Genomic DNA, 13744 nt, shown 5'->3' with positions numbered 1-13744 from the left:
CGTTGTGTGATGGCTAGAACTTTGCGCCGTTTTGCAAACTGCAAGCCAGTCTAGTGGCTGAGGGGGTTCGCGGGGGCTTGCTCAGCAATGCCGGGCCGTATCTTCTTCACATGGCCGCATCACTCCGAGCAGCAGAAGACCTGCAGATCGAAGCGGCCCAGGGCCAGCTGATGCGGCGTGCCGCCATGATCGGGCTACTGATGCGCCACTGCGTGTCGTTGATCGTGGCAATCGTGGCGCTGGCCGACCCTGCCTCAGGGGCATCGCCGACGGGCAAGTGGCTGCTCGTACTGGTCGCGCTGTGGTCGGTGTACCGGATCGCCACACGTTCACCGCATCCCTTGTTCACCGCCGTCGACTACGCGCTGGTGTTGGCCGTCTGTCTGGCGATTCCGATCTTGGTGCCCGATCCGGAGTTCTACTTGTCCAACAGCGCACCGCAGGCGATCGCCGGGACTGCCGTGATCGGCTTCGCGGTGTCGCTGCCCGCCCGCGTCACCCTGCCGCTCACGCTCGGGGTGGCTGCTGCGTACGCAATGGGCAGTGCCGCGGTGGTCGGTTGGCACAACGTGGCCGCGGTCGCTGCGATCTACTACTTCGGCCTGCAATGGCTCACGGCAGGGCTGATCCGCATCATGGTCCTGAGGGTCGCCCGCGCGGTAGATCGGGCGAGCGCCGCGCGGCAGGCCGCCGAACTTGACCAGCAGGTCAACGATGCTGTCCGAGCATACGATCGCGAACAGTTGGCGCTGCTGCACGATACGGCGGCGTCCACCCTCCTGCTTGTCGGGCAAGGCGCGGCACTGTCGCCGCATCGGCTGGCCGCACAGGCCAGTCGGGATCTGGAGGCGCTCGAGCACGGTCCGTGGTCGCCTCCGCCAGAACAAATGGAACTTGTTGCCGCGCTTCGTGACTGCGCTGCCCACGTCGTAACGCCGGTGGTGTTCGACGGGCTCGACAAGCTCTGGCTGGTCGGAGACGTAGGGACTCTGATCGCTGCTGCGGCGCGGGAGGTGATGAACAACGTCGACCGCCACGCACATGCCAGCCTGCTGAGAATCACGGTGACGCACTGCGCCGTCTTGCTGGAAGACGACGGCGTCGGGTTCGACCTCGAGACTCCCCGCATTGGGCACGGCGTCACCGATTCGATCGTCGACCGCATGCGTCGAGCCCGTGGACACGCCACCATCACGTCGTCGCCGGGAACGGGCACCTCCATCGAATTATCTTGGGCTGCGGCTCCGGAAAGCGACAATGCGACGGGCGAGGAGACCGATCCTGACCGGCTGATCGAACGAATACGGACACTGTACGGGTTGGCGTTGGTCGTGTACGCGCTGGCGAACTTGTGGTGGGCGGCTACGCCCATTGGGCGCAGAGCTCGATCGGGTGGTGCGTGCTGCCGTTGCTGCTCGGATTGCCCCACTCGACGCGGCGCCGCTGTGCTCGTTGGCTATTGGATGCTCGGCGCGGTCGCCGAGTTCGTCCGAAATCCTGAGGTGGCGGTGCTCGTGAACATCGGGTTGGGCACGGCGAGCATCCTCGCGGTGCAGCTGTTCGCCTTGTTGTTCAACGGACTCGTGCGCAGCGCCGCTGTCGATGCCCGCGCCGAAACCGCGGCGCATCAGCGAGTGATCGCCGGCGACCGGGTCAGCCAGGCGTTGCACGCCGAGTACCAGCGCCGTTACGCCCGGGTGGTGGACAACGTCATCCCGTTGCTGCGGAAACTCGGTGAAAGCGGCTGCGCCACTGAGGATCTGCAACGCAGGGCGCGTGCTGAGTCCCGGCGGCTGCGCGCCCTGTTCGATCAGGCGACGACGTTCGATCACCCGCTCATGGCGCAGCTTCGTCAAATTGTCGATGTCGCCGAGGCCAACGACCTCGATGTGGTGATCGACCTGGCCGGCGAGCTTCCGTCGCTGAGCTCCGAGGAAATTGATTCTCTGGTGGCGCCTTTGAAGCGGCTCGCCGACGAGGCCGAGTCCTCGCTGCGACTCGTGGTCACCGGGACGACCGACGAGGTGAATGTCAGCCTCGTCTGCGACGGCATCAGCGGCGACGCGAATCTCGTCCGTGTGCTACAGGCAACCGACGACATCGAGGTTGTGACGACCGACGACACGGTGTGGGTGGTCATACGTCACCGCGTATCGGAGCGTGCGCGACAAGGCGCCGTCGCCGGCTGACCGATCAGCTCTCGAAGGCTGCCCGGATCAAGGCGGGATCCCAACTGCTCACGGGTGCGCCATCCGCCGTCCCGGTGACAGACCCGGGCGCGACGGCAATGACGTTCCCTGCGTCGGCTCCGTATCTGACGACGCACACCCAGTCCTCGTCATCGGCGAAAAGCGTTCCATTGTAAGCCTGTTCAGCCAGCCCGACCACGGCTGCGGCCGCTTCGTCGACGGACGCAACGCGCAACGCGTGCACCCCTGCGGCGGTGGCGGTGTCCACCACCCAGCCGTCCTGGGTCCGTGCGGCAGTGACCGATGCGCCGCCGAGCACCGAATGATCCGATGCAGGCGCGATGTAGGCGCCGATGCGCGTGGTCGCGTCAAGGAATGCCGCGACGTCGTTGGCGATCATCTCGTGTGGGCGCATACCGGGCTGCTCGGCGTCGGCGTGGGCGAGCCGTCGCACCATCAATGACCGCATGCCGCGCATACCGGCGCGGGTGAGCTCCTCGGCGGTGGCTTCGACGGTGGTGAGCCCCACCGGCCACGGCCGGCCGTCCGCGGCGCAGAGAGCGATGATCTCGTCGTCGGTGAGTAATGCGGTGTCGTCCACGGGAATTGCCCTTTCTACCAAGCTTTCTACCAAGGAAGCACGTTCGAGAACAGTTTCGGGACGTAGCCGATCACCGCGTCCTTGGCGGCGTCGAACGCGCTGCCGGGATTGGAGAACATGTAGTCGACAGTGGTCTGGATTCCAGATGCGCTGAAGTCGGCCCGCGCGATGTTCGCCGCCACGTCGCCCCATTGCGTCACCGCGAGTCCGGGGAGGTATCCAACGGATCCTTTCATCAGCCCGCCGGCGAGGTCGGTCAACGAGTTGCCCGCCTGGATCATCTTCTCCTCCGGTGAGAGGCTCGAATCACTAGCCAGCCCAAGGGCATCCAGCAGCGGTAGCGCCCCGAGATCGTCGAGCGGGCCGAGGAGCGTCCCCCAAGTGATCGGCCAGATCGCGTTCGAGCCGAGAAAGTCGCGGATGCCCACCAGTGGATTGAGCGGTTCGGCGCCGAAGCCGTTGGGCAGCACACCGATCGGGCTGCCATTCGACACCCCGGCGAGGCTCATTCCCGTTGCGGAGCTGGCCTGCTGCTGCTCGGCAGCGTTGCGTTCGACGGTCTGTGCGGCTTCCCGCAGCGCGGTCACCACGTGGCGGATCACTGTGCGTGACTCGCCATGCCACTGCGAGCGGTACCGCTCGGCATCAGGACCGGACCACCCCAGCGACGACAGCTGGCCGGTGACCGTCGCCGCTGCGGCCTCCAGCCGGTCCGCGGCCTGGGTGAGGGTGCGCGCAAGGGCGCGCATCTGGTCGAGGTCGGCACCGACCACACTCATGCAAATCCCCTCCGCTCAAGATCGCCGCGGTAGGCACGCCCGATGCTAATCAATAACACCAGGCCGGGAGGCGGTTGACTGTCGTTCCATCGACCGACAGCGAATGTGCGGCGACATCCGGATAATCAACTCCCGACCCTGACTCGGTGTGCCGGCATTGCCAGGCCGATTCTGGTACGCGCCGCCTGTCAGTGCGGTTTGATACGACTGTGTGCGCTGGTCTCCGTTTGCGGCAATGCGTGGGAGGAGGACCGTGAGGCGATGGAGTCTGACCTGCGGCCTGCCCCCAGGATTGCCATCGTCGACGACCACGATGTCGTGCACGCGGGTGTCGAAGCGTGGTGTGCCGGCGCGAATCCGCCTGTCGGCCTTCTCGGAAGCTTCCACAGCCCGGCCGAGTTTCTGAGCGTCTACCCGGAAGCTGCTGACGAAGTCGACGTCGTCGTCATCGATCTGCAGTTCGCCGGCAAACCAGATTTCGGGTTCCTGAGTACGCTGTGCAAACGCGGGCAGCGGGTCATCGTCTACTCCTACTTGAGCGCTGACGAAGTGATCCTCACCTGTTTGGACATCGGTGCCGTGACGTATCTCGTGAAATCCGAGGGCAAGCGTCATCTGATCGAGGCCATCCACGATGCTTGTACGGCTGCGCCGTATGTCGGCCCGCGGATGGCCAAGGCGGTGCGCAACGATTGCCTGCTGGGCCGGATCAGTCTCTCCGAGCGGGAGAAGGAAGTGCTGGTCGCCTGGTTTCAGACGGAAAGCAAAGAGGCGGTGGGTAAACGCCTCTACATCGCGCCGACGACGGTTCGCACGCATTTGCAGCGAGCGCGGGCCAAGTACGCCAACGTCGGGCGGCCCGCGCCGACGAAGTCGGCCCTGCTTGCCAGGGCGATCGAAGACGGCATCCTGAGCCTCAGCGATCTCTGAACGTCTAGGGCGTCAGAGGTCGTCGACGTCAATGAGTCCGTCCTGGATGGCGCGAGCCACCAGCGCCGCTTTGGTGGGCGCGGGCCGGCCCGCCGCGGCGTACTTCGCGCGGATGCGCTGCAGATGGGTGCGGACGGTGGTGGGCGCGATGTGCAGCTCCCGGGCCACCTCGTCCTTGCTGTCCGTTCGGAACCAGGCGAGAAGCACTTCCCTCTCGCGCGGCGCGAGCTCGGGCCGGATGAGGTGGGTCATCGCGGCGACGGCGACGGACATGGCGGCGAACCTCCGACGTGGACGTTGGGGTAGTCCCATCGTCCGTTCGTACGACACCGAAAGCAGGTCTGCTGGTCACCCGATTGGGCCAGAACCGGTCGGATCGCACACGTTCTCGCGATCAATCGGCAAGATCTTGCCTGATATCGGAGGATGGAGCCGTGGATGGGAGCGCGCGCATACTCGTGGCCTCGCCGCTGGGCCGGGTCGTCGTACCGATGCTGGCTGAGGCATTTCCCGACGCGACCGTGGCCGCCGGCGTGGACCGAGACGCCGTGCACCGCGAGATCGTCGGCCGGGTTCGATTCGACGTCGTGATCGCCGACTTGGTATGGAACAACCCGGATTTGGAGTTCACCTTCGACGGTCTGGACGTGATCGACGTCATGCACGAGGCGGACCGGCTCGCGCCGGTGATCTTGGCGACACAGGGCCACAGCATGGAGCAGGATCTGCTCGACGAGGCACGGCTGCGCCCGGAGGTGGTGTCCGTGTTCCCGAAATCCGCTGGCACCGCAGACCTTCCAGCGTTGATCCGCGACGCCGCCGTCGGAAAGCGTCACACCGTCGCGGCGCCGTCGCCGCGTGTTCCACCGCTGTACGAATTGTTTCGCGGCCGGAAAGGGCATACCGCAGGACGGCTCGCCGGCGCCATTGCTGCGGGACGGGCCTCCGATGGCGCCACATTGGCGGCGGCCGCCGGCGTTGCGGTCAATACGGCGACCAAGGTGGCGACCCACTACCTCGGCCCGATCATCCAGCAGCGCGGCGAGCACGATCCGAGCCTGCCGTTGACACTGGCCGCGGTGTATCGCTGGTGCGGCCTGCACGCGCGCTACATCGTGAGTTGGTGCCGCCGCAACGGGCATTCGTCCGTGGTCCAGCCATAGCGCCATCACCAGCCGTCACAGCGCGGGAAACAGTCCGCCGACGAGGAAGCCGACTCCGGTCAAGGCAGCGCTGGTGACGGCAAGCGGCACTGCGGCGGGCGGGAAGACCAACGCCGCGCCGCCGGCGACTCCGGAGGCCACTTGTAGTCCGCCCGTGACAAATCGCCCTTGCTGGATGTCGCCGAGCCCGGTTCCGATGCCGACCAGCGCCAGCGCTCCGCCGCGTAAGAGCGAGCCGATCCCGATCCTCCCGACATCGTCGATGATGGTCCCCGCGTCCTCGGCGAGTGAGGCGATGTCGAACAGGAAACCCACATTGAAGTTTTCCGGGGCGCCAGACGTGTCGATGACTTCGATGGTGTCCGCAGTGGCCACGTAGAGGCGGTTGCCGTCGCGGCTGACGGCCAGGCCGTTTGGGCCACCGCTGACCGGGATGGGGCCGGCGACACGGGTTCCGGTGCGGGTGTTGATTACCCACACGTTTCTCAACTCGGACTCGCCCACATACAGATACCGGCCGTCGGGGCTGACCGCCAAGGCATTTGGTACCGGTCCTACCGGAATCGGACTGCCGATAACGCGGCGGCTACGAGTGTCGATCATCCGAACGGTGCCGTCGAGGTCACTGACATAGAGTCGCCTGCCGTCGCGGCTGACCACCATTCCCAGCGGTGCCGGTCCAACCGGTATCGGCGTGCCGATGGGCCGCAAGGTGCGCGCATCGATGACGCGCACAGTGCCGTTGCCGTTGTCGTCGACCGACGCGACATAGACCCGGGATCCGTCCGGACTGACCACCGGCTCATACGCCGCGTTACCCACCGGGACGGACCCCACGGTGGCGCGGCTCCGCGTGTCGATGACGCGCATCGTGCCGTCGAGATCGGTCACGTAAAGTCTTGTGCCACTGGGGTTGATCGCCATGCCCAGCGGGTTGGCCCCGACCGGGATAGGGGCGCCGACGGTAGCCCTGGTGCGGGTGTCGATCACCGAGATGCTGTCGCCGCCGCTGTTGAGGACATACAGACGGTTACCGTCTGGGCTCGTCGCGACATACGACGGGTGGTCGCCGACGGGGATCGGCGTGCCGTCGACGGTGTTGCTGCGTGTGTTGACCACCGTCACCGTGTCGTCGAGCGGATTGGTGGCGTAGATCTGCGAACCGGCCGGGCTGAGCACCACTGCGTTTGGATCGATGGGGATGGTGGTGACGACCTTGGGCTCCGGTGGTGTCGTGGTGAGGCGGTTGGTGGTTTCAGGCGGGCGGAATGTCGCAACGTTAAAGGCCGACAACAGGTTCGGGGTGGCGGGTGCCACCGGCTTGACCGGATTAACCGGCTTGACCGGATTGGATGACCGTGCCGTGAACAGGGATACGACATTTGTAGTCAACTCGTTGGCGAGCGACGCCGCGGCGCGACTCACCGAAAGATTATTCTCGTCACCTGGCGTACGGCTCTCGGCAGCAGTGCTTTTCGCTGGCTGATCGATCAGCGACCGCAAACTTGTGCGCCGCTCGGACTCGCCGCGGCTCTTCGGCGGTGAGGACAGCGAACCGACCGCCCGGCGCAACGACGCCGCCAGGTTACCGCCGCTGGACGAGATGGTGACCTTCGGCGGTGTGCGCTTCGATGGTCCGATGTCGGCGGAGGGATCCGCGGTCCGGTTGTTCGTGGATGCGGCAACGGTTGCGCCTGGGCTCGTGCCGGATTCGTTGGTTGTCGCCGAAGACGGTCCGGCCCCCGGCGATTCGCTGTCTTCGGCGTTGGCGACACCGGCGCCGGCGGTGAGTGCCGCGCCAACGCCGAGCGTGAATGCGCCTGCGGCCAGCCAGCGATAAGCCTCGGTATGTCTGGTGCGATGTCGGCCCTTGCGCCGACGTGACTTGCCGGTGGAATTGGCGTTCTCTCGTTGCCGAGTTGCCATGATGCCTCCTTGGTGCGTGATCGACTCGGTGTAGCAAGCAGTTCTTGCGGTGACGAGCAGGCGAGCCGAAAACTGTTGGGAAATTTGTACAATCGGACGACAGTGGTTACGGGATATGCGGGGCCTGTGTGGGGTCGTTGACGTTGACCACGTAGCAGTTTGAGCCGCCGAAGCCCATGCCGTGTCCGGCGTCGCAGCGGGTGAAGTTGCCGAGCGAGTTAATCGGGCCGTCGCAGCGCTGGCCGCCGCCGAAGATGCTGACGAATGCGCTCTGGCAGCCGGCGCTGGCCGGTGTGGCCACGGCAATGCCGCCGCTGGCGAGGAGGCTGATCAGTCCGCTGATAATGATGGTTTTCATTTTGATTCCCTTCTTCCCGACGTTTGATTGGGAGAATTCGTGGAGGTTAAGGACGCGTGCTCCTACGCGCCGTGAAACTATTGGAATTCGGCATTCTTTCTGTGTGGTCACGGAACGTTGCGACAGCGAGATCTAGTGTCGCGGTGCGATGTTCATCTGCGATGTTCGAGTGTCATCATCGCGATCCTTTGCCGTAAAGCCGATGCGGATACCGCGAAAGTACGCCGAATTAGTGAATGCGGTAAAGGCCTTGAATGGCGATTGCGCCGAACGTATGACAGCTTTTTTGTGTATTGATATGTTCGTACGACAACGCCTTAATAACTGACGTCACTTTAGAAACAGTATTCACAATGGCCCAACGTGATGTCTAGAGTTCTCGGCGGTCCTGATCTGGATCGCGACGGCAGGCAATCGGATCGGCAATGCCCGCGGCATGAAGACTTCTACGACGAAGCTCAGCGCGCCTGTGGCTTGATCAGCCAGAGCGCCAACATGATCGCTGCAATCGGTCCGACCGCCATGATGAGACTGAGGGTGTGAATCGCGTCGACGGCATTGTGCGCCGCCTGGTCGACGAGGAGTCGGGCCTGCTCGGGGTTGACCAGGTGGGCTCCCCGGCCGCCGTGCGTTGTCAACAGCGCTTGCTGCGCCTCCGTACGGGTGATTCCCGACCCGGAGAGGTCGTGCACGCTGTCGGTGAGGAAGAGGTTGATGCCGACTAGTGCGAAAAGCGCTGGGCCAAGGGAATATCCGCCCTCGTTGACGGCGCTCTTGACGGCGGAGACCGCGCCGCCGAGGTCGGCGGGCGCGCTGCCCATCATGATGGTGGCCTGCGGGGTGGTGACCAGGGCACCGCCGACGACGATGAGCGCCGTCGTCACGAACACCACCGCCCGTGACGTGGTCAAGTCGAACGTCCGGAGGACCAGCAGGCCGGCCAGCATTGTGACGAGGCCGCCAACAAGCACGGTGCGCGGGCCGAACCGGTTGGCGGTCGGCCCCGCCGCGGTGGCTGCGACTGCCGCCATGGCGGTGGCCGGGATCAGTAACAGGCCGAACAGCTCGTGAGATTCTTTGCGGATCGTGACGAGGTAGAAGGCCAACAAGACCATCGATCCGCCCAGCACGATGTTGAACATCACGCCGGCGGTGACGGCGGCGTTGAACCGGCCGGAGCGAAAGACGTGCATGTCTAATGCGGGGTGGGGCGTGCGCAGTTCCTGCATGACGAATGCCGCCGCCGCCACCAGTCCCACGGCGATGGCGGTGAGGCCGAGCGTGTTGATGCCGGTCTCGATGCGCGAGATGCCGAAGATGAGCCCGAGCAGCGCGACGGCGAACAGCGCCATACCGGTCAAATCGAGCCGGCGGGCGGCGCGGACCGTTTCGGGCACGTAGCGCCAGGTGATGAGAAGGCCCAGCGCGGCGATGATCGGGACGACGAAAAAGCATGCGCGCCAACCGATCGCATGGCCCAGCGCGCCGCTGAGGGCGGGCATCGGCGTGGCGACGGCGTATCCGACGCCGAAGTAGGCCGCGATGGCCGCGGCGCGTCGGCCTGGCGGAAACACCGCGTTGGTGAGCGCCAGGGACAGCCCGATGAGGAACGCCAGGGTCACGCCGACGCCTGCCCGCGCCACCATCAACGCCGCCGGAATCGGCGCAGCGGCGGCCAGCGCGCTGAAGGCGATCGCGCCTGAGAGGCCGACCAGATACATGCGGCGCATGCCGTAGAGGTCGCCGAGGGCGCCGGCGCTGAGCACCGCGGCGGCCATGGTGAGGGTGGCGAGGGTGGCGACGAAGGTGGACGTCGTTCCGGAGATCTGCAGCCCGGCGGAAACGAGTTGGAGGTTCGCAGACAGGCTTGTCGGGTCGCCGATCGAAATGGCGTAGCCGAGTCCCATGGCGATCACCGTCATGGCGGCGGCGAGCCCCGACACTTGACGCGGTGGCGCGTCAGAGCGCGAATCCGTCGACACGCGCTGGATGCTACCGGCGCGTGCCGTCGCGGAAAATGAATTGACCACTGCCGCAGGCGACCTTGACGCCGAGGTGGCGGGTCACTCGTTGTTGGTCCAGATCTCGGCAAGCATGGTGGCGCGGGGAAGCAGGGATCGGGCCGCAGCCCCCGCAGCGAATACGTGCCAGTCGGCGCTGTCGATCAGGTCGAGTCCCTTCATGACCGAGGACTGCTCGGCGATCGCCATCCGCACGTCGCCCTCGTTGATGGGTTGCCCGCCGCGCTGCCAGCCGCGCCCTAGTAGTTGATGCACCTGTGTCGCGAGCTCCCCAAGTGGGAGCGGACCGTGCGCGGCGAGCACCCCGATTGTGAGTTCGGTGATTTCGGTGGCAAAGGTGTATGGGTCGAACGCCGACCTGAGTCGGCGCACTATGGCGAGATCATCGCTGGCCGCACGGGTGGGGGTGAGCACGCCATGACGCAGCCGTAGCAGCCCGACGCCGCGCAACAGCCCGTGCAGCGCTCCCAAAGGCGGCAGGTCGTCCTCGATGGAGGCGGGCCGGTCGAGCAGGTACCAGTGTGGGCGGTGCTGTTGCACGCTGCGCACCACCGTTCGGGGCAGCCGCCCACCCGGAGTGAGCTTGATCCCGTTGGCAGCGAAATCGAGTAGCAGCCGGACACTTTCGGGCACCTCACCGACAACCCGGCGCACCCACTGGTCTGTTGCGACGCGGTCGAACGGCCGCAACCGGTTGCCGACCCAGGTGCGCATGCGCTCGTGCTCGGGGTGCGCCGGGTCGGCGAGCACGTCGAGCAGTTCGGCGTACCCGCCGGGTCCGCCGCAGTCTTCGGGCGGACAGGCACCATGCCCGTCGATGCAGCCAGGTACAGAGCCGCCGGGCCCGAGCACCTCGACGTCGTGGGTCCAGTCATCGCCGCAGTCGTAGACGTATTCGAACTTGGCGCCGAGATCGGCCAGCCGGGCGCCGGTTTCGTCACGCTGGTCCTCGGGCCACACATCCGCGCCAGGAATCTCCATCCCGTAGGTTGCCTGCGGCGTGACGAACTGGTGCAAATGCGAGTCGGTCCAGCCGATCGCGGCCTGCAGGAGGTCGTGCAGCTCGGGCAGGGTCGCCGATGCGGGCACATCGATCACCCGGGCGACCGCCGGCTCGACGTCGCGCAACACCACCCGCAGGCGCGTTGTTTTCACCGGCGTGGGTCCGCGTCGACGGATGTCGTTGGGGGGTATCCACGAGGGTCGCCCGTGACCGACTGAAGCTTGTCGCCCACGGCATCTTCACGCAGCCGTTCTAACTTCATCGCTATAGCCATGTCAAAACCTTCGCATAATGCGAAGGTTTTGACTCCTGGTGATATGACAAACCCGGGAGCATTTGTCGTCAGGCCGTCACAAGAAGGGACAACGCAAGAGACCGCCAGCTCTGACTCCACGGTCGGCGACGCGGCCGTCGAGTGCGACACGAAAGCGAATGCATCACCGGGATTTACACCATGATGGTGGTGCTTGACGAGGCCGCCGGACTTCTTGTCAGAGGTAGCCGGGGAGTTGAGTCGGCGAAACAGGTCCTCAGTTCTCGGGATCAGCGCCCGGAGGTGTCAGTCGCATGGCGCCGTTTCCCCAGGGTTTCACTAGCACGTCGGATCCGTAGGTGTAGTCGTCGGCCCTCAGATAGTCGCCTTTGACGGTGATCGTCTTGACGACCTTGCCATGATCCTCGAACACCAGCAGGCTCCCTGCGGCGTGGTAGTCGGCGGAGATGACGGGGGATCCGACGATCTTCTCGATCGCCTCTCGTTTGGTGTACTCGTTGAAGAGGTGGACCTCGTCCCAGCTGAAGTCGGTGAGATCGCTTAACCGCGCAGCCTGCCCACTGTCCTTCAAATCGGACAGTTTGGCCTCCAGCGGGTCGTCCTCCTTAACGACGCCGCAACCCGTCATTGCGATGCAGATGAGCACAGTGCAGATCCACAACCGGATCCAAGCGGCCATGTTCGTCCTATTCATCGGTGTCTTCGCGTAATCGCGCTGTGTCAGTGCGAGCCTCAAGAACCGTACGGCGACGGGTGTGGGGCACCGGGGAGCGGCGTACTCCTGCTTGAGTCGCCGGTGTCCACTGGCGCGATGTTGTTACTCCACTCCAGGCCTTTGCCATCGGGACGGATGACCACTGTTTCGCCGTTATTGACCGCCTGCTGGACCAGGTCAGCCAGCTCCTCCGGCGAGGCGTTGGGGTTATCCACCGCGATCCGACGCCCCACCTCGTTGTTGTACAAATCCATCGCCTCGCTAGACCCGTAATTGTTCTCACGGCCTTCGTGCGCTGTGGTGAAATTGCGGGTCCATTCTTCGCCGAACTTCTGTGTCATCAGGGCATTCGCGTAGGCGTGGCGGAAAGCGTCGGTTTGATTGTCGATCTCCCGAACCCCATCCGGCGGCGGGAATCTCTTGGTCGCTTCGGCGGTCGCCTGCTCCTTGATGTCGAACACGTCTTTGATCTTGGTGGGGTTCGTGAGGAGCATCCGAATCTCGGTCGCGGTCAGCTCTTGCGTCGGAATTTCCTTGCCGGCAAGCTTGTCCGCCCAAGCCGGGAAGTCGATTTCGTGGGTACCACGAGTAATAACCAAGTTCGGTTGTCAACTCAGTATGGATTCAGCAAAGCGAATTCTATTCTGTAGCAACATATTACAGAAGAAGCGCAGTGGATCGAGGCTTACCGCCGGTGGGCGACAGGAGCATGACGACAGTGGACTCCGTTCGCCACGCGTACAACCTGGTCGCCCAGGGTTGTGATTGCGACGACATAGCGTGGTGCCAAGCAGGCAAATACACCTGGCCGATGGCGCTGTGGTTCACCACCTGAAACCGCGACGGGCCGGGGAAGTCCCCGCGAGGGCGACGATCGCATCCTGCGGCTCAGGCCCTAACTCGGGCCGGTGGTTGCGTCGTGCCTGACTCGATGAGCCTCGGCGCGCTGATTGTGGGGCGTCAAGGATGAGCGGGCGACAGTAGGTAATGCGGGCTTGGGGCGATCATCGCGTCGGTGTTTTTGATCGGCTGCTGGTTGTCGCTGGCTTGTCATGACGCTGCGGGTTGACGACCGCGAGATCGAGGTCGGCGCCGATCGCATGTGCGTAGCGCAAGAGCGTCGACAGCTTGGGGTCGCCGGATTGGTTCTCAAACTTGGAGATGACGCTGCGGTGGACGCCGATGATGTCGGCGACGAGCGATGCCGACATGCCGCGGGCTTCTCTGATGCTCTTCAGATCCCGTATGACCCGGCGTAGGTCGCGTGTCAGCTTGGTCGCTCGGCGTGATTCGTCTGAAACCGCCGGCAATGTTTGGTCTGTCATGACACTCCCGTCCTCATGTTGCATTCTAGTGCAACAACCCCTGGTGGCGCTACTAGTCCCCGAACGGACGAATGCCGTACCCCTGCGTGCGGAAACAGTACTTTGTGTACTCCATCGCCTTGCGGATCTGATCCCGCTGCTTGATAGTTGCGCGCAAATCGCGAGGCTCCTTGCGGCCATACCCGACCGCGACGACTCTGTTGTCGTCTGTGTCGACAGGTTCAGAGAAATAGAGCCGGTGCTCGATACGCGCCGCCCACCGGCGACCTCTGGATCGTCGACTTCGACCTCCAACGAGCCGAACAAGCGCGACGGCCCAAAGTAGTTACTCGGTGGTGGGACGTATTCAATGAAGTGCTCCGGAAAGAGGTCCTTCTTGAAGTCAGGATGAACCACATCATGGGGGATGTAGATGTTGGCGTTCGGCGTAGCTTCCCTTGTCTTTCGGGGACGCCTCGTA

12 protein-coding genes and 1 pseudogene are annotated in these 13744 nt (G+C 64.6%); 3 read left to right on the top strand and 10 right to left on the bottom strand.

Features of this window, described 5'->3' with window-relative positions; genetic code table 11:
* Positions 1–110 precede the first annotated feature (110 nt).
* Entirely contained in the window at positions 111–2189 is a 2079-nt protein-coding gene (locus CWS39_RS19325) for an ATP-binding protein (protein ID WP_233213583.1), read from the top strand.
* A 4-nt stretch (positions 2190–2193) separates the two neighbouring features.
* On the opposite strand, the gene CWS39_RS19320 is transcribed toward CWS39_RS19325, so the two are convergent.
* Both CWS39_RS19320 and CWS39_RS19315 read right to left on the bottom strand, forming a co-directional pair.
* Positions 2194–2790 carry a hypothetical protein gene (locus CWS39_RS19320; protein ID WP_102144544.1) on the bottom strand — a complete coding sequence of 199 codons (597 nt, stop codon included), beginning with the start codon at positions 2788–2790 and terminating at the stop codon, positions 2194–2196.
* A gap of 26 nt (positions 2791–2816) precedes the next feature.
* Positions 2817–3569, bottom strand: coding sequence for a WXG100 family type VII secretion target (locus CWS39_RS19315; RefSeq protein WP_102144543.1), 753 nt, complete (start codon positions 3567–3569; stop codon positions 2817–2819).
* Between the two features lie 261 nt (positions 3570–3830).
* Here CWS39_RS19315 and CWS39_RS19310 point away from each other — a divergent pair, with 261 nt between their 5' ends.
* Positions 3831–4499 (top strand): DNA-binding response regulator, encoded by a 669-nt coding sequence (locus tag CWS39_RS19310; protein WP_102144542.1) that lies wholly within the window; start codon positions 3831–3833, stop codon positions 4497–4499.
* Positions 4500–4511: 12 nt separating this feature from the next.
* On the opposite strand, the pseudogene CWS39_RS19305 reads toward CWS39_RS19310, so the two are convergent.
* A pseudogene (locus CWS39_RS19305) lies at positions 4512–4736 on the bottom strand (response regulator transcription factor); the annotation flags it as partial.
* A gap of 197 nt (positions 4737–4933) precedes the next feature.
* Here CWS39_RS19305 and CWS39_RS19300 point away from each other — a divergent pair.
* Positions 4934–5662 carry an MSMEG_1198 family transcriptional regulator gene (locus tag CWS39_RS19300; protein WP_102144541.1) on the top strand — a complete coding sequence of 243 codons (729 nt, stop codon included), beginning with the start codon at positions 4934–4936 and terminating at the stop codon, positions 5660–5662.
* 15 nt (positions 5663–5677) lie between these two features.
* On the opposite strand, the gene CWS39_RS19295 is transcribed toward CWS39_RS19300, so the two are convergent.
* The 7 genes from CWS39_RS19295 to CWS39_RS28930 form a co-directional block, all read right to left on the bottom strand.
* Positions 5678–7588, bottom strand: a complete 1911-nt coding sequence (locus CWS39_RS19295; protein ID WP_102144540.1) for a beta-propeller fold lactonase family protein — start codon at positions 7586–7588, stop codon at positions 5678–5680.
* A gap of 106 nt (positions 7589–7694) precedes the next feature.
* Positions 7695–7946 carry a CDGP domain-containing protein gene (locus tag CWS39_RS19290; RefSeq protein ID WP_102144539.1) on the bottom strand — a complete coding sequence of 84 codons (252 nt, stop codon included), beginning with the start codon at positions 7944–7946 and terminating at the stop codon, positions 7695–7697.
* A gap of 458 nt (positions 7947–8404) precedes the next feature.
* Entirely contained in the window at positions 8405–9928 is a 1524-nt protein-coding gene (locus tag CWS39_RS19285; protein ID WP_233213582.1) for an MFS transporter, read from the bottom strand.
* Positions 9929–10009: 81 nt separating this feature from the next.
* Complete coding sequence (locus tag CWS39_RS19280) at positions 10010–11122, bottom strand: plasmid pRiA4b ORF-3 family protein (RefSeq protein ID WP_102144538.1); 1113 nt, start codon at positions 11120–11122, stop codon at positions 10010–10012.
* Between the two features lie 378 nt (positions 11123–11500).
* A complete protein-coding gene (locus CWS39_RS19275; protein WP_233213581.1) occupies positions 11501–11923 on the bottom strand; it encodes a hypothetical protein in 423 nt (140 codons plus the stop codon).
* Between the two features lie 53 nt (positions 11924–11976).
* Positions 11977–12558, bottom strand: a complete 582-nt coding sequence (locus CWS39_RS19270; RefSeq protein ID WP_102144537.1) for a DUF6973 domain-containing protein — start codon at positions 12556–12558, stop codon at positions 11977–11979.
* 405 nt (positions 12559–12963) lie between these two features.
* On the bottom strand, positions 12964–13308 hold the full coding sequence (locus tag CWS39_RS28930; protein ID WP_158240379.1) for a helix-turn-helix domain-containing protein: 345 nt from the start codon (positions 13306–13308) through the stop codon (positions 12964–12966).
* Positions 13309–13744 lie beyond the last annotated feature (436 nt).

Source organism: Mycobacterium hubeiense, from assembly GCF_002838065.1.
Lineage (GTDB): Bacteria > Actinomycetota > Actinomycetes > Mycobacteriales > Mycobacteriaceae > Mycobacterium > Mycobacterium hubeiense.
This window is presented reverse-complemented; position numbering and strand designations above follow the sequence as displayed.